This is a genomic window from Longimicrobium sp., from assembly GCA_036389795.1.
GTDB lineage: Bacteria > Gemmatimonadota > Gemmatimonadetes > Longimicrobiales > Longimicrobiaceae > Longimicrobium.
Window position 1 is genome coordinate 1 of the sequence record DASVWD010000117.1, and the last position, 20,015, is coordinate 20,015.

Here is a 20,015-nt window from a genome sequence, read left to right on the forward strand (position 1 = left end):
GGGGCGAGGCATGCCTCGCCCGCTGCCAGTTGCAACGTCAAAGTTCGTCGAAGCGGGCCGGGCATGTCGCCGCGTGATGGCCTTCGGCCATCCGGGCGAGGCATGCCTCGCCCCTACGGGAACTTCGATCGCGAATACCGAGCAAGATCGTCAATCAGCATCAGCCGCTCGCGGCCCCCCGCACTCGCGCGCGGCGCTCGCCAACGAAACAGCCGGGGCCCTCGCGAGCCCCGGCTGTCGTCGTATCCGCCTGCTCCCGAAGACGATCAGCGGCTGGCGATCGGGTCGGGGTTGCCGTCGGGGTCGCACTTGGCGGAGCCGCTGGTGCGGATGCTCCCCAGCAGCAGGATCCCCGCCACGTGCGGCGCCGCCATCGAGGTGCCGCTCATGCTGGTGGTGCCGCCGCCCTTGCGGGTGGAGACGATGCTCACGCCCGGCGCGGCGTAGTCCACCGGCGGGTTCCCCCAGTTCGACCAGCTGGGCATGCAGTCGCTGCTGTTGATGGCCGAGATGGTGTAGACGTTCGCCGCGTTCAGGCGGGCCGGCGTCTCGTTCCCCGCGAAGTCGCCGCTGTTGCCGGCGGCCAGCGCGAACTTGATCCCCTTGCCGGCGGCGTCGCGCACCGCGTTCTCCAGGGTGGCGTTGGAGCCGATGCCGGTGAGGCTCATGTTGGCCACGTCGCCGTTGGCGCCGTGCGCGGCCACGTAGTTGACGCCGTTGACGATCCCCTCGTAGCTGCCGCTGCCGCTGTTGCCCAGCACGCGCACCGAGCAGACGTAGGCGTTGGCCGCCACGCCCACCACGTCGATGCCGTTGTTCTTCGCCGCGATGGTGCCGGCCACGTGCGTGCCGTGCCCGTTGCCGTCGGCGGGGCTGGTGCCCGCGAAGTAGGTGTGGCAGGCCTTGCTGGTGTTCAGGTCGGCGTGCGCCATGTCGATCCCGGTGTCCAGGATCCACGCCGTCTTCCCCGTGCCGTCGCCGGCGCCGCCCACGCGGGTGATCCCCCACGGCGTCACCTGGCCGCCGCTCCCGCCGCCGCCCGGCCGCGCCTGGATCTCGATCGGCCGGATGAGCTGCACGAAGCCGTCCCGCTCCACCAGCTTCACCCGCGGGTCGCTGGCGATGGCCGCGACGCGGTGCTCGGGGATGGCGGCCGAGAAGCCGCGCGCCGCGAACTCGCGGACGAAGCGCACCCCGAAGCCGTGCTCGCGGGCCAGCTCGCCGGCCGTGCCGGCCACGTCGGCCACGTTGTCCTGGAAGGTGACCAGGTAGATCGGCGCGTTCTCGGAGCGGGCGGCCAGCGGGCCGCCGGGCGCGGCCACGGGGGTGCCGCCTTCGCAGGCGGCCAGGCCGACGGCCGCGGCGAGCGCGGCGAGCGGGATGGAGCGGCGCATGGACGTTCTCCTCCTCTGCGGTGTCGCCGTGCGGCAGGGAGACGGGATGCCCGGGCCCCGCGCGGGGGTGCACCGGTGCCGCTCGCTGCCGCGGGAACGCCCGCCGCGTGCGGCAACCGCGGTGCCCGCGCGCCGTCTTTTCGCAACAGGAAGCGGTCAAAACACTTGGCACTTTCCGGGGCGCCGGGGGCCGCGCACCCGGCTGCACCAGAACGGTGCGGGCGGTAACGAGATGATGCACGCCGCGCGGCTTCCTCGCCGGTTGCGGCCCGCAGCTTGCCGCTCCCCGGGCCGACGCCTCCGACCCAGACCCGCCGTGGACCACGCCGCCCCCGCCCCCGAGCCGCTCGCCGCCGAGCAGCCCGCCCCGCCGCCGCGCTGGGGCGCGCTGCGCCGGTGGCTGCCGCCGCTGATGGGGCTCGCCCTGTTCGCGGCGGGGATCGCGGTGCTGCACGCGGACCTGCGCCAGGTGAGCTACGCCGAGGTGCGCTCGACGCTCCGCACCCTGCACCCGTCCGCGCTCCTCCTGGCGGCGCTCTTCACCGCGCTCAACTTCGCGGTGCTGGTCGGATTCGACTGGCTGGCCTTCCGCTACATCGGGCGGCGGGCGGCGGCGTGGCGGGTGGCGGTGGTCTCGTTCACCGGCTACGCCATCAGCAACGCCGTGGGGTGGGCGCTCGTCTCCGGCACCAGCGTGCGCTACCGCTTCTACTCGCGCTGGGGGCTCACCGCGGGCGAGATCTCGCGCATCATCGTCTTCTACTCGGCCTCGTTCTGGCTCGGCCTCCTGGTCCTGGGCGGCTACGGGCTGGCGTTCGACCCCCACCCGGGGATGGCGGAGCTGGCCGGCGGCACGGCGGTGAGGCTCCTGGGCGCGCTCCTGCTGGCGCTGGCCCTCGCCTACGCGGCGCTCGTGCTGATCCGCCGCAAGCCGGTCCGCGCCGGCCCCGTGGAGCTGCCGCTGCCGCCCGCGTGCACGGTCTTCCTCCAGTACCTGCTCTCGACGGTGGACTGGGCGCTGGCCGGGGCGGTGCTCTACGCGCTGCTGCCGGAGACGGGGCTCACCTTCCCGGAGCTGCTCTCGGCGTTCCTGGCGGCGCAGCTCGTCGGGCTGGTGAGCCACGTCCCGGGCGGGGTGGGCGTCTTCGAGGGGACGATGGCGTTCCTGCTGCGGGGGCACCTGGCGCCGGAGCAGCTGGTCTCCTCGCTGCTCCTCTACCGCCTGGTCTACTACGTGGCCCCGCTGGCCCTGGCGCTCGCCATCCTAGTGGCCGACGAGGTGCGGCTCCGGCGGCACGTGCTGGCGCGCTGGGGGAGCGCGTTCGGGGCGCTCACCGGGCAGGTGACGCCCAAGGTGCTGGCCGTCTTCACCTTCCTGGCCGGCGTCGTCCTCCTGGTGTCGGGCGCCACCCCGGCCGAGCGCGAGCGGATGCAGGTGCTCGACCGCTTCCTCCCGCTGGTGGTGCTGGAGGCGTCGCACTTCCTGGGGAGCGTGGCCGGGGTGGGGCTGCTCTTCATCTCCAACGGCGTCTTCCGGCGGCTCGACATCGCCTGGTACATGGCGGTGGGGACGCTCGTGGCGGGGATCGCGGCGTCGCTGCTGAAGGGGGCGGACTACGAGGAGGCGGCGTTCCTGGCCGTCGTCCTGGGCGGGCTGGTGGTGAGCGGCCCGGCGTTCGACCGGCGGGCGCGCTTCTGGGCGGCGCGCTTCTCGGTGGGGTGGCTGCTGGCGGTGGTGGCCGTGGTGGGCGCGTCGATCTGGCTGGGGACGTTCGCCTTCAGCCACGTGGAGTACTCGAGCGACCTGTGGTGGCGCTTCGCGCTCAACCAGGACGCGCCCCGCACCCTGCGCGCGTCGGTGGGGGCCACGGTGGCGATCCTGGTGTTCGGGGTCCTGCGCCTGATGCGTCCCGCGCCGCCCGACGAGGTGCAGCCGACCGACGGGGAGCTGGAGGAGGCGGGGCGGCTCCTGGCCAGCCAGTCCTCCACGCCGCCGTACCTGGTGTACCTGCGCGACAAGGCGCTCCTCTTCAACCCCGAGCGCACGGCGTGCCTGATGTACGCGGTGCAGGGGAAGACGTGGGTCGTCTACGGCGACCCGCTGGGCGACCCCGCGGCCACCCCCGGGCTCATCCGCCAGTTCTTCGGCCGCTGCGACGACTTCGGCGCGATCCCCGTCTTCTACCAGGTGCCCAAGGAGAGCCTGCACCGCTACGCCGACTTCGGGCTCACCTTCGTGAAGCTGGGCGAGGAGGCGTGGGTGCCGCTGGACGCCTTCTCGCTGGACGGGGCGGAGAACAAGCCCTTCCGGCTGGTGCTGAACCGCTTCGCGCGCAGCGGGATGACGTTCCGCGTGGCGCCGCCCGGGGAGGTGCCGGCGCTGCTGGCGCGCGCGCGCGAGGTGTCGGACGACTGGCTGCGCGGCAAGGCGGCGGGCGAGAAGGGGTTCTCGCTGGGGTTCTTCGCCGAGGACTACCTGCGGCGCTTCCCGATGGCGCTGGTGGAGGACGGGGACCGGCTGGTGGCGTTCGCCACGGTGTGGCCGGGGCCGGACGGGACGGAGCTCTCGGTGGACCTGATGCGCTACCGCTCCGACGCGCCGAAGAACGTGATGGAGGTGCTCCTGCTGCAGCTGATGCTGTGGGGGAAGGAGCGCGGCTTCCGGCGCTTCAACCTGGGGATGGCGCCGCTGTCGGGGCTGGAGATGTCGGCGCTGGCGCCGGTGTGGACGCGGGTGGGGAGCTGGCTCTTCGAGCGGGGGGGCGCGCTCTACAACTTCCAGGGACTCCGGACCTACAAGGAGAAGTTCCACCCCGTGTGGGAGCCGCGCTACCTGGCCTACCCCGGCGGCCTGAACCTGCCGCGCATCATGGCCGACGTGTCGGCGCTGATCGCGGGCGGGTACCGGCGGATTTTCAGGAGATGACCGACGAGTGCGAAGTGCGAAGTGCGAGTGCGAAAGTGCGAAAGTGCGAAAGTGCGAGAGTGATCGGATGAGCGCGTGAGACAGGCTCGGGCCGAACGAGGGACCCGCGATCCGCATCGGCGTCATCCCGAGGGGCGCGGTAGCGACCCGAGGGATCTACTCGCCGCCGCGCGTGGGTTGCTCCCGGCGCGAGAGCTTGCTCGCCACCGATCCGTCACCCGGCGCGGACGCGGGTTCGTCGCGAGGCGGCTCGGGGGCGCCGCGGCGGCGGCGGCGCTGTCCGTGGCGACGGGGTGCAGCAGCGTGCGCGTCCCCCTGGTGCCGGGGGACTCCGCGGCGCCGGTGCGCTCGCTGCCGGTGCGCGAGATGCCGGCGCGGCGCGGGGCGGGCGAGGGGGCGGTGTTCGCCGTCGTGCTCACGGGCGACGGGCCGGTGCGCGGGCTGGGCGACCGGCTGGGGCGGGAGCTGGCGCGGGAGGGCTTCCCCGCGGCGGTGTGGAGCAGCCTGCGCTACTACTGGAGCCCGAAGACGCCGGAGGAGGGCGCGGCGGACCTGGACCGGCTGATCCGCCACTACGCGCGGGTCTGGGGGAAGGCGCGCGTGGTGCTGGTGGGGTACTCGATGGGCGCCGACGTGCTCCCCTTCCTGGTCAACCGCCTCCCGCCCGACACGCGCGCGCGGGTGGCCGGCGTGGCCCTGCTGGCGCTGGCGGGCGACGCGGTGTTCCAGTTCCGCGTGGAGCAGTGGTGGGGCCCCACCAGCGCGCCGACGCTGCCCACGTGTCCCGAGCTGGAGGGCCTCGCGGGCCTCCACGTGCTCTGCGTCTACGGCCGCGGCGACCCGATGACGGTCTGCCCGGCGCTGCGCGGCACCCCGGTGACCGTGGTCGAGCTGAGGGGCGGCCACCACTTCACCGCGGACCACCGGCGCCTGGAGCACGTCGTCGTCCGCCTGGCGCGCGAGGCGGAGGCGGCGGGCGGCCCCGAGCGCGATCCCACGCTCCCGTAGGGGCGAGGCCTGCCTAAGGCCTGCCTCGCCCGTTTCGGGCGGCGAAGCCGCCGGGAGGCCCCCTCCCCCGCGCGACTGACAAGGTGGAGCGAGACGCGGTTGAAGCCTCGCGGGATTCGCGAGGCTTTCCGTGGTTCCAGCGGGTGTCTTCAGGCACCCGCGCGTCGGGCGGCCGCGATGGGACCGGGGGGCGCACGAAGCTTGCATTGCCCGCGGGCGCTGTGTGCCCTCGGGGTGATCGTACAAATCTTCAGAACCGGGAGGACCCATGCGGAAGGTGCTGATCCTGGCCGCCGCGCTCGTGCTGTGCGCGGGGCCCGCTCTCGCCCAGCAGCAGGCGGACGCCGCGGCCACGCCCGCCCAGGTGGCCGTGAAGGCCGCGCAGGCGCCGGTGGCCGACGCGCCCACGCAGCCGGTGCCGCAGCCGTCGCTGTTCCTCACCACGGAGCAGATCCGGCAGCAGGTGCAGGCCGCCCAGGCGGAGCGCGAGGGGCGCGAGGCGCAGCTCGGCAGCACGAGCTGGTGGTACCTGGTCGCCGCCATCGCGATCGGCGTCATCGTCGCCCTGCTGATCCTCGACTGAAGCACGCGGGAGGCCCCGCCGGTGCCCGGGCCCGGCGGGGGCCTTTCGCGTCTGCCTCGTCTTCTGCCCCGGGCCCGTCCGCTCAGCGCGGGCGGATCGTCTGCCCCTTCACCGGCTCGCCGCGCTCGACGGGGCGGCCGTCGGCCACGTAGCCGGTGAACTGGGCGGGGAGGCCTTCGCCGCGCCCGAACTCGCCCGCGTTCTGCAGGTGGTAGTGCAGGTGCGGCTCGCTGGTGTTGCCGCTGTTGCCGCACTCGCCCAGCTTCCGCCCCGCCTCGACCCGCTCTCCCGCCCGCACGGCCACGCTCCCCCGCTTCAAGTGCGCCAGCAGCGAGAACTCGCCGCCTCCGTGGTCCAGGATCACGTGGTTCCCCGCCGGGTGCGCGCGGTCCATCCGCCCCGGCGCCTGGTCCGCCAGGCTGTCGACTGCGGTGACGACGGTGCCCGCGGCGGGCGCCAGGATCGGCCGGCCGAAGCAGTAGTACTGCTCCAGCGCGCTCCCGTCGCCGTCGTGCGTCTTGCCGCCCCGCATCACCACCAAGTCGTAGGCGAAGCGCTGGTCGGCGGCGATCACGTGGTAGTTCTGCTCCTCGGTGCGCCCGCCCCAGAAGACGTACCACTCGCCCTCGAACGGCAGCCGCAGCGTCGTCTTCGTCGCGTAGTCCAGGAAGCGGCTGGGCGCGGCGTCGCGGTGGGGGCGCACCATGAAGCCGGCGATGCGGCCCTCGCGGTCGGTGGACCAGCGGAGCTGCAGCTGCGGCCCCTGCTGGAAGCGGACCACGCGCACGTAGGTGACGATGCCGTCGTCCTCGCGCGCGCTCTCGCGCACGACGGCGGCCTCGGCGCCGAGCTGGCCGGCGAGCTGCTCGCGGGCGGCGGCGAGCTGTGCAGCCGTGGGGACGGCGGCGCGCATGGCGGGGGTGAAGAGCGCCCACAGGGTGTCGGTCTTCCCCTCGTAGAACCACTGCGTGTAGGTTCTGCCCGTGCGCATCCGCGCGGTGTCGGCGGCGGCGCCGTCCTGGGCGGCGGCGGGGGCCGCGGCGAGCAGGGCGGCCAGCAGGCAGGGGGTCACGTGGCGCATCGGCGTCTCCCGGTGGATTCGGTCCCGGTCTTCCTCTACAGTACGTCCGTTCCTCCTCGCCGGGGAACGGTCTCGTTCGCCGCCCGGCGGAAGGACACGCCGTTTCGTCCGCTTCCTGCGCCCGGCCTCTCCTTCTCATGCCCGAAAACCCCCGGGCCTCACGCAGAGTCAGCAGAGTTAGCTGAGAAAACCCTTCCCGTGACTCTGCTGACTCTGCGTGAGAAAAAGCTTTTGCCGGCTTCTGGTGGCGGATGCCGGTGAGCGCGCGGGAGGCCTCGCCGCCGCGGGGCGGGGTGCTGCGCGGCAACGTGCTGTGGCTGAGCGTGGTCTCGTTCCTGAACGACGCGGCCAGCGAGATGATCTACCCCCTGCTGCCGCTGTTCCTGACCGGGACGCTGGGCGCGGGGGCGGCGTTCCTGGGGGTGGTGGAGGGGGTCGCGGAGAGCGCGTCGAGCCTGCTGAAGCTGGTGAGCGGGTGGGTGGCGGACCGGGTGGGGCGGCGCAAGGCGCTGGTGGCGTGGGGGTACGGGATCGCCGCGGTGGGCCGCCCGCTGATCGCGGTGGCGGCGGCGCCCTGGCAGGTGCTGGCCGTCCGCTTCGCCGACCGGGTGGGGAAGGGGCTGCGCACCGCCCCGCGCGACGCCATGCTGGCCGAGTCGGTGGCGCCGGAGGTGCGCGGCCGCGCCTTCGGGGTGCACCGCGCGGCGGACCACGCGGGCGCGGTGGCCGGCCCCCTGCTGGCCGCCGGGCTCCTGCTGCTGCTCCCCGGGCGGCTGCGCCTGGTCTTCGGCCTGGCGCTGGTCCCCGGGCTGGTCACCCTCCTGGTGGTGCTGTGGAAGGTGCGCGAGCCGCCGCGCGCGGTGGCCGCGGCCGCGGGGGCGGACCGGCCGCCCCTGCCGAAGCTGAAGGACCTGGGGCCGGTGCTGCCGCGCTACCTGGGGGTGCTCGTCCTCTTCACGCTCGGCAACGCCTCGGACGCCTTCCTCCTCCTGCGCGCGAGCGACCTGGGGGTGGCGGCGGCGCTGGTGCCGCTGCTGTGGGGGGTGCTGCACGTGAGCAAGGCGGCGTGGAGCGTGGTGGGCGGGCGCCTCGCGGACCGGGTGGGGCCGCGGCCCGCCATCGCGGCGGGGTGGCTGGTGTACGCGGCCGTCTACGCCGCCTTCGCCGTGGCGGGCGCCGAGTGGCACGCGTGGGCGCTCTTCGCGGTCTACGGCCTCTTCTTCGGGCTCACCGAGGCGCCCGAGAAGGCGCTGGTGGCGGCGCTGGCGCCCGTGGGCGCGCGGGGGAGCGCCTTCGGGGCGTACCACTTCGCCATCGGCCTGGCGGCGCTGCCGGCCAGCATCCTCTTCGGCGCGCTCTGGCAGGGGGTGAGCCCCGAGGCGGCCTTCCTCACGGGCGCCGGACTGGCGCTCGCGGCCGCCGCCCTGCTGCCGCTGGCGGTGCCGGCGGCGCGGGTCGAAGGCGGCTGAAGCCGCGGCTACAACGGCAGAAAGCCTCGCCGGCCGGCTCGGTGCCGCCGTGGGTTCGGCGCGCGCGAGGCTTCAACCGACCCGGGGCGGGCACCGGCGCCGACCACCGGCCGCCGCTCGACACGACCAGGCGTGAGGCGGAGACGGCGCGGGCTCCGGAGCTGCGCAGCCGTCCGCCGGTGTCCATCAATTGACAGGCAGGCTCCGTCCACCGCGTTCATGCGCCGCTCCTCTCTTTCCCGGAGGTCCCTATGCCCCGGCTCCCTCTCTTCGGCAAGCTGAAGGCGAACGTCGTCGACCTGGCGAATCGGACCGCCAGCCTGTTGCGCCCGCCACGGGAGCAGCGCGTGGACAGCGGCCCGCGCCCCGACGCGCTCACACCGGAGCTGGAGGCCGCGCTCCGCAGCGTGGACGTACGGGACCGCATCGACTACGTCCTGCGCCCCGCCGTCGGGACCGCGCTCATGGTGGCCTCGGCCGTCCGGAAGGTGCTGGCTCCCGGAGACGCGGACCCGGAGTGGCTGGGGGTCAGCCGCGGCGACACCGGAGTGATGCAGTGGCACCTTCCGCACGTGGAAGAGAAGGGGAATACGGGCTTCCACGTGTGGCTGCGGAACTGGAAGGAAAAGCGCCGGGATGCCGTCCTCGTCAGGCTGGCCGACTTTTCGCTCGAGGCGGCCGAGGCGATCGAGCGTGCGACCAAGACCGACGGCATCAAGCTCGTCCCTCCGAACTTCACCCTCGACGGGCCCGTGCTGAACCCCGGCGAATTCCCGTCCGGGGAGCGCGCGGTGCTGCTGATCCACGGCTTTTTCGACCGGCTGTTCGGGTTCATCTTCCTCCCGCTGTACGACCCGCGGAACGGCGCCCCTGCTGAAGTTCCTGCACCAACATTACCCGGGGCGGGTGTTCGGATACGACCACTACACGGTCACGGTCGATCCCGTCACGAACGCAACGAGGCTCGTCGAACTCCTCCCGCGGCGCGCGCAGCTCGACATCATCTGCCACAGCCGGGGCGGGCTGGTGACGCGCGCGCTACTCGAACATCCCCAGGTCCGCCCTCAACTCGATGCGAAGGAGATCACCATCCACAAGGTGGTCTTCGTTGGCTGTGCGCTGCAGGGCACGGAGCTCGCCCGCAGGGAAAAGCTGGCCCACCTGCTGACGATGTTCTCCACCCTGACGCTGCAGCGGCGGGACGCGGCGGCGCCGCCGGAAACCCACAGGACCCACGTCATGCAGCTGCTCCTGAGCGTGGCGCAGTCCGCCGTGGCGCCGGTAGTGGGGCTACCCGGCGTCGAGACGCTGCGGCCCGGGAACCGGTTGATCGAAATCCTCAACGCGTCGGCGGCGGAGCGGATGGGCCGCTATTCCTACGTCCGGTCGAGCTTCGGCGCGGGAGCGGGCTTTCCCGACAAGGAGCTGGCGCGCATCGCCGGCCTGGTGTTCGGCGAGAAGGCCAGCGACCTGGTGGTCCCCTTCGACGGGATGGCGAGCCTCGGCCCCGCGCGCTCCGATCCCGAGCCCGACTGCTGCGACCTGGGCGACACGGACGACTGCAACCACCTGGAGTACTTCTGCTTCCCGAAAGTGCAGGCGTTCGTCCAGGACAGGCTCTCGAGGGGGGATTGACCGCACGGGCGGCGGCGGTGAGGGAGGACGGCTTCCTCCGCGCCGGGGGGAAGCGGCTGGAGTACGCGCGCTGGGCGGCGGCCGGCGAGGGGGCGCCCACGCTCGTCTTCCTGCACGAGGGGCTGGGCTCCGTCTCGCTCTGGCGCGACTTCCCGGCGCGGGCGGCACAGGCCACCGGGTGCGGCGCGCTCGCCTACAGCCGCGCCGGGTACGGGCGCTCGGACCCCGGGCCGGGCCCCTGGGGCGTGGACTTCATGCACCGCGAGGCGGAGGTCCTCCCCGAGGTGCTGGACGCCGCGGGGGTCGGGGACGCCGTGCTGGTGGGGCACAGCGACGGGGCGTCGATCGCGCTCATCCACGCCGGGAGCGCCCCCTCGCCGCGCCTTCGCGCGCTCGCGCTCCTGGCGCCGCACGTGTTCGTGGAGGACGTAACGGTGGCGAGCATCGCCCGGCTGGCCGAGGCGTGCCGCACCACGGACCTCCCCGCCCGCTTCGCCCGGCACCACGGCGCCAACACCGCCGCCCTGCTGGACGCCTGGACCGGGATCTGGCTCGCGCCGGAGTTCCGGGCCTGGAACATCGAGGAGCACCTCCCCCGGATCGAGGTCCCCGTCCTGGTGGTCCAGGGCGAGGCCGACGAGTACGGCACCGCGCGGCAGGTGGAGGCGGTGCGGCGCGGGGTGTCCGGTCCCGTGCGCGCGCTCCTCCTCCCCGGGGCGGGGCACTCGCCGCACCGCGACGCGCCGGAGGCGGTGCTGGCCGCGCTCGCCGCCTTCGTGGCGGAGCCCGGCGCACGGGAAGTGCCCTGAACAACCGTTCCCGGGGCGCGCGCCCAAGCGGTCCATCCGGGGGGCGGGGAACGTTTGACGGGTGCGGGGAGCCGTTTCCTGGACAAACTGCTGCCCGCGGCGGATCGACAGACTTGCGACGCCCTTGCGGGCCGACCATATTCGACACTCCTCCCCGCCGGGCCTGCCGTTCGGCCCCCGGCGCCTTCCGTCCCGCTGGCTTCCTCCTGGCCTATGCGACCCAACCGCCAAGCCGGCCTGAACCGACTGCTCTTCGTGGCGCTCGCGTTCGGGGCCGCCGTGTTCGCTGCGTGCAGCGACCGCAACCCCCTGCTGCGCGACGGCGCCGTCGGGCCCCCGCCGCCCGTGCTGGCGGCGGTCCAGTGCCACGTGAGCGTGGCCTCCAAGCGCTTCACCTGCGACGTGCCCGTGGCCAGCTCCAACGCGCGGGGCGACGTGATCGTGGGCGGCCAGAACCTGTTCGTGCGGCTGACCTCCACGAACGTGTCGTTCGACGTCGACACGCTGCGCGCCGACGTCACGCTGCAGAACCTGATGTTCCAGCCGATCGGCACCACCGACAGCACCACCATCGACGCCGGGGGGAACAAGATCTTCTTCCACTCCGGGCCCACGGTGACGGCCGGCTCGGGGACGGTGGAGGTGGTGACTCCCGACACCGGCACCTTCACGGCCACCAACCAGCCGTTCTACCGCTACGTGGGGATCCTGCGGCAGAACGAGACCAGCGGGCCGGAGGAGTGGAAGTTCCACCTCTCCCCCGGCGTCGAGGGCTTCTCCTTCATCGTGTACGTCTCGGCGCCGATGCCGCGCGAGGACGGCTACATCGACGTGACCCCCGCGCACCCTTCGCGTCCGGTGGGCGGCACCGTGCAGCTCACCGGGGTGCCGCGCACCGCGGCCGGCACGCTGTGGACCGACACCATCACCTGGAGCTCGCAGGACCCGTCCATCGCCACGGTGAACCCCACCACGGGGCTGGTGACGGCGGTGGCGGTGGGGACCACCCGGATCATCGCCACCAGCACCTCGCGCCCGGGCCGCACGGGGTACACGCAGTTCACCACCAGCCCGGCCGGCGCCGCCGACCAGACGCCGCCCACGCTCACGACGCTCTCCATCACGCCGCGGGTGGTGGCCGGGGCGGACTCGTCGTCGACGGTGGTCGTCACCTTCTCGGCTACCGACGCGGGCGGCACCACCCCCTCGGGGATGGCCACGGTGATCAGCGCCGTCACCTTCATCACCCCCAGCGGCTTCTTCGTGGGCGACGCGGGATGCCTGCGCACCGCGGGGACCGCCAGCAACGGCACCTGGCAGTGCACGGTCAGCGTGCCGCAGTTCAGCGACCCGGGGAGCTGGAAGATCTACTCGCTGGTCCTCACCGACCAGCAGAGCAACGTGCGGGTGTACTCGGCCGAGGACCTGCGCGCCGCGGGCTTCCCGCAGACCGTCCTGGTGAGGGGCGTCACCGACGCGGCGGGGCCGTCGCTCACGGCCTTCTCCTTCGCCCCCGACACGGTGGACGTGACCTCCACCCCCGACACCACCATCGTGACGCTCTCGGTGACGGACCCGATCGCGGGCGTGGGCTCGCTCTCGATCTTCCTCACCAGTCCCACCGACAAGAACTCCGCCGTGAACTCCGCCTGCACGCTCGCCAGCGGCACCGAGAAGAACGGCACCTACACCTGCCCGGTGGTGATCCCGCAGTTCGTGGAGGCGGGCGACTGGACCGTGACCGAGGTGGCGCTCCAGGACAAGGCGGGCAACGACTCGATCTTCGACACGGCCGCGCTGCAGGCCCGAGGGTTCGAGACCGACCTGCACGTGCTCAGCAACGAGGACGACACCGCGCCCTCGCTCACGGCGTTCTCCTTCGCGCCCGACTCGGTGGACGTGCAGAACGCCCCCGACACGGTGACCGTGACCCTGACGGCCACCGACGCGCAGGCGGGAGTGGGCAGCGCCTCGGTCGAGTTCCAGAGCCCGGGCGGCGGCGGGGTGATCCTGTCCAGCGGCGCCTGCACCCTCACCAGCGGCACCGCCCAGAACGGCACCTACTCCTGCCAGGTGATCGTGCCCGAGGACGCGCTGGACGGTACCTGGACGGTGCGGCAGGTGACGCTCACGGACAACGCGGACAACACCGCCGTCTTCAACACCGCCGCGCTCACGGGGGCCGGCTTCTTCGTGGAGCTGGAGGTGGTGGGCTCCGCCGAGAGCTCGCCGCCGTCGCTGGTCGACTTCAGCTTCTCGCCGGACACCGTCTTCGACATCGACGTGGCGCCCGACACGGTGACCGTGCTGGTCACGGCGAGCGACCCGGGCTCCGGGGTGGACAGCGTCTCGGTGTCGTTCACCAGCCCGAGCGCCGCCACCACGATCACGGTGGCCGACTGCCCGCGGATCAGCGGCACCGACGCCAGCGGCACCTGGGAGTGCCTGGTGGTGATCCCGCAGGGCTCGGAGAACGGGAACTGGACCGTGAGCTCGCTGCGGCTGAAGGACTTCTCCGGGAACATCGCGACGTTCGGCACCGCCAGCCTCACGGGGCGGGGCTTCGAAACGGTCCTGGTAGTCACCAACAACCCGGCGCCACCGCCCCCCGCGGCCCTGCGGGCCAGCCGGCAGCGGTAGGGTAGCCGGAGCGCAGTTTCGGCGGAGCCCCGCTTCCCGGCGGGGCTCCGCTTTTTTCAGTGCGCGAAGTGCTAAGCGCGAAGTGACCAGCTTCGGCGCACTTCGCACTTCGCACTTCGCACTTCGCACTGCGCACTTCGCACTTCGCACTTCGCACTGCTGTTTGGGCGTGTCCCTCCGCTGCGCTCCGGGCCGGGCTGCGCGCGCGGTAGGGCACGATACGACTGTGCCCAACCGCGCCGGGCCGCCGCCGCCACGAAACCCCTGTGGCGGCGGCGTCCCGGCCCTGTCGGGCGCGCATCCCTCACGCGGGGTTCCGTCGCGCATGCGCCGCACCGAGAAAGGCGGCTAAAGCCGCGGCTACAACTACAGAAAGCCTCGCAAACCCCGCGAGGCTTCAATCGCGCACCCACTCCGCCCCGCGCCCGGTTTCGTCGCGCGCAGCGCCGAAGTCCCTCCCCCAGGTTGTTTTGGGGGAGGGACAGGCGCCTCAGGCGCCAGGGAGAGGGCCCCCCGCCTCCGCGCCTCCGCCGATCGAAGCACACGATCTCCGCCGCCACTTTCGCACTTTCGCACTTCGCACTCCGCACTTCGCCCCACCCCCTTGCGACCCCCGCTCCGCGCGGACACCTTTCGTGGCAACCCCTTACGAGCCTTTCGCCCGCGTGGTCCGCCGATGTCCAGGCCGCCGCACTCCGACCCGAGCCCGACTGCCGCGCCCGCCCCGGGGAAGCCCGCCGGCGGGGCGCCGTCCATCGTGAGCACCGTGCGCCAGCTCGCCCGCGAGAAGGCGCTCCTGCGCGGCACGCGGGCGCTGGGCGTGATGAACCAGCACCAGGGGTTCGACTGCCCGGGGTGTGCCTGGCCCGAGTCGCCCGAGCACCGCTCGGTGTTCGAGTTCTGCGAGAACGGCGCGAAGGCGGTGGCCGCCGAGGCCACCTCGAAGCGCGCCGACGCCGAGTTCTTCCTCCGCCACACCGTGGACGAGCTGCTGGCCGAGAGCGACCACTGGCTGGAGCAGCAGGGCCGCCTCACCCAGCCGCTCATCCGCCGCGCCGACTCCCCCCGCTTCGAGCCGATCGGGTGGGAGCAGGCGTTCGCGCGCGCGGCCGAGGTGCTCAAGAGTCTTCCCGACCCGGACCAGGCGGCGTTCTACACCTCGGGGCGCACCAGCAACGAGGCCGCCTTCCTCTACCAGCTCCTGGTGCGGAAGTACGGCACCAACAACCTCCCCGACTGCTCCAACCTCTGCCACGAGTCCAGCGGCGTGGGGCTGCGCAAGACGCTGGGGGTGGGGAAGGGCACCGTCCAGCTGGCCGACTTCGAGAAGGCCGACGCCATCTTCGTCATCGGCCAGAACCCGGGGACCAACCACCCCCGCATGCTGATCGCGCTGCAGGCGGCCCGGCGGCGCGGGGCCGAGGTGGTCGCCATCAATCCGCTCCGCGAGCGGGGGCTGGAGGCGTTCATCCACCCGCAGGAGGTCGCCCCGACGCTCCTCGGTCATGCCACGCAGATCGCCACGCTGTACCTGCAGCCGCTCCCCGGCTCCGACGTGGCGGTGCTCAAGGGGATCATGAAGCACGTGCTCGACGCCGAGAAGGCGGCGCCGGGCCGCGTGCTGGACCACGGCTTCCTGCGCGCCCACGCCTCGGGCCTCGAGGAGCTGGTGGCCGACCTCCACGCCACGTCGTGGGAGGAGATCGAGGAGGAGACGGGGCTGGCGAAGGAGGAGCTGCGCCGCGCGGCCGACGTCTACGTCCGCTCGCGGGCAACCATCGTCTGCTGGGCGATGGGGCTCACGCAGCACCCCAACGCCGTCGACAACGTGGTCTCCATCTCCAACCTCCTCCTCCTGCGCGGCAACGTGGGCCGCCCGGGCGCGGGGGCGTGCCCGGTGCGCGGCCACAGCAACGTGCAGGGCGACCGCACCGTGGGGATCGACCACGCCCCCGGCGCGCCGCTCCTCGACAGCATCCGGCGCGTCTTCGGGTTCGAGCCGCCGCGCTCCGCCGGGCTCGACGTGGTGGAGACGATCCGGGCCATGGAGGCGGGGCGGATCCGCTTCTTCATGTCCATGGGCGGCAACTTCTTCTCCGCCTCGCCCGACACCGCCCTGCTGGAGCGGGCGATGCGGACTCCCGAGCTCTCCGTGTACGTGCTCACCAAGCTCAACCGCGGCGCGCTGGTGCACGGGCGCGAGGCGATGATCTGGCCGTGCCTGGGGCGCACCGAGGTGGACGTGCAGGCGTCGGGACCGCAGTTCGTCACCGTCGAAGACTCGATGTCGGTGGTCCACATGTCGCGCGGGAAGAACCGGCCCGCCTCGCCGCAGCTGAAGAGCGAGCCGGCCATCGTCGCGGGGCTGGCGAAGGCGCTCTTCCCCGAGGGCGCGCCGGACTGGGACGCGCTCGTGGCCGACTACGACCGCATCCGCGACCTGGTCGAGCAGACGATCCCCGGCTTCGAGCGCTACAACCAGCGGGTGCGCGAGCCGGGCGGCTTCGTCCTCTACAACGGCGCCGCCCACCGCGACTGGAAGACCACGAGCGGGCGCGCCGAGCTGCGCGTCGTCCCCATGCCGCGGGTGCGGCTGCCGGAGGGGCAGCTCAGGCTCTTCACCATCCGCTCGCACGACCAGTTCAACACCACCATCTACGGCCTGGACGACCGCTACCGGGGGATCAGGGGCGCGCGCCGCGTGCTGCTGATGCACCCCGCCGACATGGAGGCGCGCGGCATCCGCGTGGGCGACGAGGTGGACGTGCGCTCGCACTGGGGCGACGGCGTGGAGCGCCTGGCCCCGCGGCTCCGGGCGCACCCGTACGACCTCCCGCGCGGCTCCTGCGCGGGCTACTTCCCCGAGCTGAACGTGCTGGTGCCGCTGGGGTCCACGGCGCGCGAGAGCAACCAGCCCGCGGCCAAGCTGGTCCCCGTCACCGTGGCGCCGGCGACCTCGCCCGTGCGGGTGGTGGGGCGCGACGAGCGGCTGGTGGAAAACCAGGAGACGGGGGACGGGGGGCAGGGGACGGCCGGCCCCACCCCCGAGCCCGTCGCGGTCGAGGCATGACGGAGCGCAGGGCGAGCACCGTCCGCCGCACCGTCGAGCGGGTCTCCGTCGGCGAGGACGGCGGCCCCACGCGGCGCGCGCGCACCGACGCGCTCGCCACCGAGGAGCCGCTGGAGATCCGCGTCGTCCGCGCCGAGGACGCGCGCGGCGGGCGTATTCCGGAATCCGCCGCGACTCGCGTCGCGGTGACCATGCGGACCCCGGGGGCGGACTTCGAGCTGGCGGCCGGGTTCCTCTTCTCGGAGGGGCTCGTCGACGGTCCGGAATCCATCTCCGCCATCCGCTACTGCGTGGAGGCGGAGCAGCGCTATAACGTCGTCAACGTGGTGCTGGCCCCGGGCGCGGCGTTCGACCCCGCCCGGCTGGCGCGCAATTTCTACGTGGCGTCCAGCTGCGGCGTCTGCGGCAAGGCCTCCATCGAGGCGGCATTGGGGCCCGCATGCGCGCGCGTGGAGAGCGACGTCTCCGTAGCCCCCGAGGTGCTGGTCTCCCTGCCGGAGAAGCTGCGCGCCGCGCAGGACGTGTTCGAGCGCACGGGCGGGCTGCACGCGGCGGCGCTCTTCACCCCCGGGGGCGAGCTGCTCGCCGTGCGCGAGGACGTGGGGCGGCACAACGCCCTGGACAAGCTGGTGGGCGCCTCGCTCCTGGCCGGCGGGCTGCCGTGGACGGAGCGCGTGGTGCTGGTGAGCGGGCGGCTCAGCTTCGAGCTGGCGCAGAAGGCCGCGCGCGCCGGCGCCGCCGTGCTGGCGGGGGTCTCGGCGCCGTCGAGCCTGGCCGTCGAGCTGGCCGAGGACGCGGGGGTCACGCTCGTGGGCTTCCTGCGCGGCGGGCGCTTCAACGTCTACGCCGGGGGGGCGCGCGTGGCCCCCGCGGTGCACACCTGAGCCGGGGGAGGCGGATGCGGGCACGCTCGAGCGGGTGGTGGGCGGCGGCGATGGGGATCGTGGCCCTGGCGGCGTGCGGGAGCGGCGGCGAGCTGAAGGAGGCCACCGAGCGGCGGCGCCTGCAGCAGGCCGGCGCCGACAGCGCGGGCGACTCGGCGTCCGCGCGCGACGAGGGGCGGCTCCCCGCCTTCTCCAGCGACTCGCTCCCGGCCGCGGCGGCGCGCGACACCCAGCCGAGGGCGCCCACGGGGCAGTGGACGACGGGGGAGCTGGACTTCCAGCGCCCGGAGGTGGTGGCGACGGTGCGCGGGATGCGCGCGGCCCGGAACGAGGGCTTCGACCGCATCGTGATCGACTTCGGCCCCGGCGCGCCGCTCCCGGGGTGGCACGTGGAGTACCTGGACGGCCCCGCCACGCAGTGCGGCTCGGGAGAGGAGGTCGCCGTGGCGGGCGAGGGGCGGCTGCTGGTGCGCCTGCGCACCGCCCAGGCCCACGACGACGACGGCAACGCCACCATGTCCATGCGCGAGGGCGATTACAACCTCCCGGTCCTGCGCCAGATGGCCTTCACCTGCGACTTCGAGGGCGACGTGGACCTCGTCTTCGGCGTCGCCGCGCGCAGCCCCTTCCGCGTGCTGGAGCTGCAGAACCCGTCGCGGCTGGTGGTGGACGTGCGGCACTGAAGTGCGAAAGTGCGTGAGTGCGAAAGTGCGAAAGTGGTGGCGATGCTGAACCTGTCCCGATCTTCGTCAGTCGACCGTTCTCGTACTTGAGCCTTCAGGCGCGGACCGGACCCCGCGTCCGCTGGTCGTGCCGTCCCGAAGGCAGTCCGTTTTTCGGCGAGCTCGCAGGGTCCATTTTGCCGCGGGCTGTCCTGCCGCTCACCGCGTTCCCGCCCATTCCGTGTTCTCGATCTCGATGAAGCCGCGATTTTCGGCCCTCGCCCTCGCGCTCTTCGCCGCCGTCCCGGCCGCCGCGCAGCAGCGTACGACGCCGCTCGAGACCGCGCCCGCCGCGCCGGTCCTGCGGGCCGACACGGTGCCGGACACCGCCGCGGTCAGGCCGATGCGGCGGGGCGAGCGGCTGGCCATCCGCACCGCGGGCGGCAGCCTGGGGTGGCTCCTGGGAGGGGTGGGGGGCGTCTTCGCCGGGCTCGCGCTCGAGGGCGAGAGCGAGGGCGAGTGGGACGGGCTGGACGATGCGGCCATCGGCTTCCTGGTCGGCACCACCGTGGGAGGCGCGGTGGGCGCGGCGCTCCCCAGCTACCGCGGCGAGTGCAGGTTCGGCGCGCGCTTCGCGCGGGGGCTGCTGGGCTCGGCCGTGGGGACCGCCGTCGGCCTGGCGTTCGCGAGCAGCGCGGACGACGCCGTGCCGCTCCTCTTCATCCCGGTCACCGGCGGGCTCGGCGCCGCGCTGGGGGCGGACTGCTGAATCCCATGAGCCTCCGCGTCCTCCCCCTGGCCTGCGTCCTCCTGGCCGCCGCCCCCGCCGCCGCGCAGCAGCGGACGGCGGCGCTGGAGACCGCCCCGCGCGTCCGGCTCTCCTCGGGCGACACGGTGCTCTCGGGCGACACGGGGCTCTCCGGCGACACCCTGCCGGCCAGGGCGGGGCGCTCGCAGCGGATGGCCGTCCGCGGCCTCGCGGGGAGCCTGGGGTGGGCGGCGGGCGCCCTCGGCGGCGGGTACGCGGGCGCCGCGCTCACCGGCAACGGGATCGACGGCGACGTCGAGGATTTGACGGGCGCCATCTTCGGCGCGGCGCTGGGCGGCCTCTTCGGCGGGGCGCTCGGCGCGGCGATCCCCGAGTACCATCGCGAGTGCGGCTTCGGCGCGCGCTTCGGGCGGGGGCTGCTGGGCTCCCTGGTGGGCAGCCTGGCCGGGGGCGCCACCCGGTCCATGGTGCTCGTCCCCGTCATGGGCGGCGTCGGCGCCGCCTACGCCGCCGACTGCTGACGCGCCCGCCGGGCAACCCTTCCGTCGAGGTCCTCCCATGCGCCTCCGGCTCCTCCCCCTCGCCTTCGCCCTCCTGGCCGCCGCCCCCGCCGCCGCGCAGCAGCGGACCGCCGCGCTGGAGACCGCTCCCCGCGCCACGCTCCTCCCGGGCGACACGGTGCCGGACAGCGCGGGCGTGAAGCGGAGGCCGCCGGCCGAGCGGATCGCCGCGCGCAGCGCCACCGGCAGCCTGGGGTTCGTGGCCGGGGCGGTGGCCGGCGCGTACGCGGGCGGCACCGCGCTGAACGAGGGGGGTGAGGACGGCGGGCTGGTGGGGGCGGTCCTCGGCTCCGCGCTCGGCGGCGTCGTGGGCGGCGGGCTCGGCGCGGCGATGCCCCGGTACCGTGGCGGAAGGTGCGGCCACGGCGAGCGCTTCGGCCGCGGCCTGCTCGGCTCCCTCGTGGGCGTGCTGGTCGCCAGCGGCGTGGCCGGGGACCCGGACAACGAGGCCAACCTGGCGCTCTTCCCCCTCTTCGGCGGCCTCGGCGCCGGCCTCGCCGCCGACTGCTGAAGCTCTTCGCGATC

Annotated in this window: 15 protein-coding genes; 13 read left to right on the forward strand and 2 right to left on the reverse strand. The window is 73.7% G+C overall.

Features of this window, described 5'->3' with window-relative positions; translation table 11 throughout:
- Window positions 1-266: 266 nt before the first annotated feature.
- Window positions 267-1,394, reverse strand: coding sequence for a S8 family serine peptidase (locus tag VF746_15825; protein HEX8693891.1), 1,128 nt, complete (start codon window positions 1,392-1,394; stop codon window positions 267-269).
- 316 nt (window positions 1,395-1,710) lie between these two features.
- On the opposite strand from VF746_15825, the gene mprF reads away from it, so the two are divergent.
- The 3 genes from mprF to VF746_15840 all read left to right on the forward strand — a co-directional run bounded on the left by mprF (window position 1,711) and on the right by VF746_15840 (window position 5,911).
- The gene (mprF, locus tag VF746_15830) at window positions 1,711-4,320 is read left to right on the forward strand and encodes a bifunctional lysylphosphatidylglycerol flippase/synthetase MprF (GenBank protein ID HEX8693892.1); all 2,610 of its coding nucleotides are present in this window, start codon (window positions 1,711-1,713) and stop codon (window positions 4,318-4,320) included.
- A 282-nt stretch (window positions 4,321-4,602) separates the two neighbouring features.
- Window positions 4,603-5,328 (forward strand): AcvB/VirJ family lysyl-phosphatidylglycerol hydrolase, encoded by a 726-nt coding sequence (locus VF746_15835; protein ID HEX8693893.1) that lies wholly within the window; start codon window positions 4,603-4,605, stop codon window positions 5,326-5,328.
- Window positions 5,329-5,596: 268 nt separating this feature from the next.
- The gene (locus tag VF746_15840) at window positions 5,597-5,911 is read left to right on the forward strand and encodes a hypothetical protein (GenBank protein ID HEX8693894.1); all 315 of its coding nucleotides are present in this window, start codon (window positions 5,597-5,599) and stop codon (window positions 5,909-5,911) included.
- Window positions 5,912-5,993: 82 nt separating this feature from the next.
- Here VF746_15840 and VF746_15845 read toward each other — a convergent pair whose 3' ends face one another.
- Window positions 5,994-6,992 (reverse strand): M23 family metallopeptidase, encoded by a 999-nt coding sequence (locus VF746_15845; protein ID HEX8693895.1) that lies wholly within the window; start codon window positions 6,990-6,992, stop codon window positions 5,994-5,996.
- Between the two features lie 257 nt (window positions 6,993-7,249).
- On the opposite strand from VF746_15845, the gene VF746_15850 reads away from it, so the two are divergent.
- The 10 genes from VF746_15850 (at window position 7,250) to VF746_15895 (ending at window position 20,001) form a co-directional block, all read left to right on the forward strand.
- On the forward strand, window positions 7,250-8,461 hold the full coding sequence (locus VF746_15850; GenBank protein ID HEX8693896.1) for an MFS transporter: 1,212 nt from the start codon (window positions 7,250-7,252) through the stop codon (window positions 8,459-8,461).
- A gap of 906 nt (window positions 8,462-9,367) precedes the next feature.
- Complete coding sequence (locus VF746_15855) at window positions 9,368-10,096, forward strand: hypothetical protein (protein ID HEX8693897.1); 729 nt, start codon at window positions 9,368-9,370, stop codon at window positions 10,094-10,096.
- A complete protein-coding gene (locus VF746_15860) occupies window positions 10,093-10,905 on the forward strand; it encodes an alpha/beta hydrolase (GenBank protein ID HEX8693898.1) in 813 nt (270 codons plus the stop codon). Before VF746_15855 ends, VF746_15860 begins: the two co-directional genes overlap by 4 nt.
- 255 nt (window positions 10,906-11,160) lie before the next feature.
- A complete protein-coding gene (locus VF746_15865) occupies window positions 11,161-13,545 on the forward strand; it encodes an Ig-like domain-containing protein (GenBank protein ID HEX8693899.1) in 2,385 nt (794 codons plus the stop codon).
- A gap of 676 nt (window positions 13,546-14,221) precedes the next feature.
- Window positions 14,222-16,615 carry an FdhF/YdeP family oxidoreductase gene (locus tag VF746_15870; GenBank protein HEX8693900.1) on the forward strand — a complete coding sequence of 798 codons (2,394 nt, stop codon included), beginning with the start codon at window positions 14,222-14,224 and terminating at the stop codon, window positions 16,613-16,615.
- A complete protein-coding gene (gene fdhD / locus VF746_15875) occupies window positions 16,612-17,499 on the forward strand; it encodes a formate dehydrogenase accessory sulfurtransferase FdhD (protein HEX8693901.1) in 888 nt (295 codons plus the stop codon). Before VF746_15870 ends, fdhD begins: the two co-directional genes overlap by 4 nt.
- A gap of 14 nt (window positions 17,500-17,513) precedes the next feature.
- Window positions 17,514-18,182, forward strand: a complete 669-nt coding sequence (locus tag VF746_15880) for a hypothetical protein (protein HEX8693902.1) — start codon at window positions 17,514-17,516, stop codon at window positions 18,180-18,182.
- A 235-nt stretch (window positions 18,183-18,417) separates the two neighbouring features.
- Window positions 18,418-18,930 (forward strand): hypothetical protein, encoded by a 513-nt coding sequence (locus VF746_15885; GenBank protein HEX8693903.1) that lies wholly within the window; start codon window positions 18,418-18,420, stop codon window positions 18,928-18,930.
- A gap of 5 nt (window positions 18,931-18,935) precedes the next feature.
- Window positions 18,936-19,451 carry a hypothetical protein gene (locus VF746_15890; protein ID HEX8693904.1) on the forward strand — a complete coding sequence of 172 codons (516 nt, stop codon included), beginning with the start codon at window positions 18,936-18,938 and terminating at the stop codon, window positions 19,449-19,451.
- Between the two features lie 37 nt (window positions 19,452-19,488).
- On the forward strand, window positions 19,489-20,001 hold the full coding sequence (locus VF746_15895; GenBank protein HEX8693905.1) for a hypothetical protein: 513 nt from the start codon (window positions 19,489-19,491) through the stop codon (window positions 19,999-20,001).
- The last annotated feature ends 14 nt before the right edge of the window (window positions 20,002-20,015 follow it).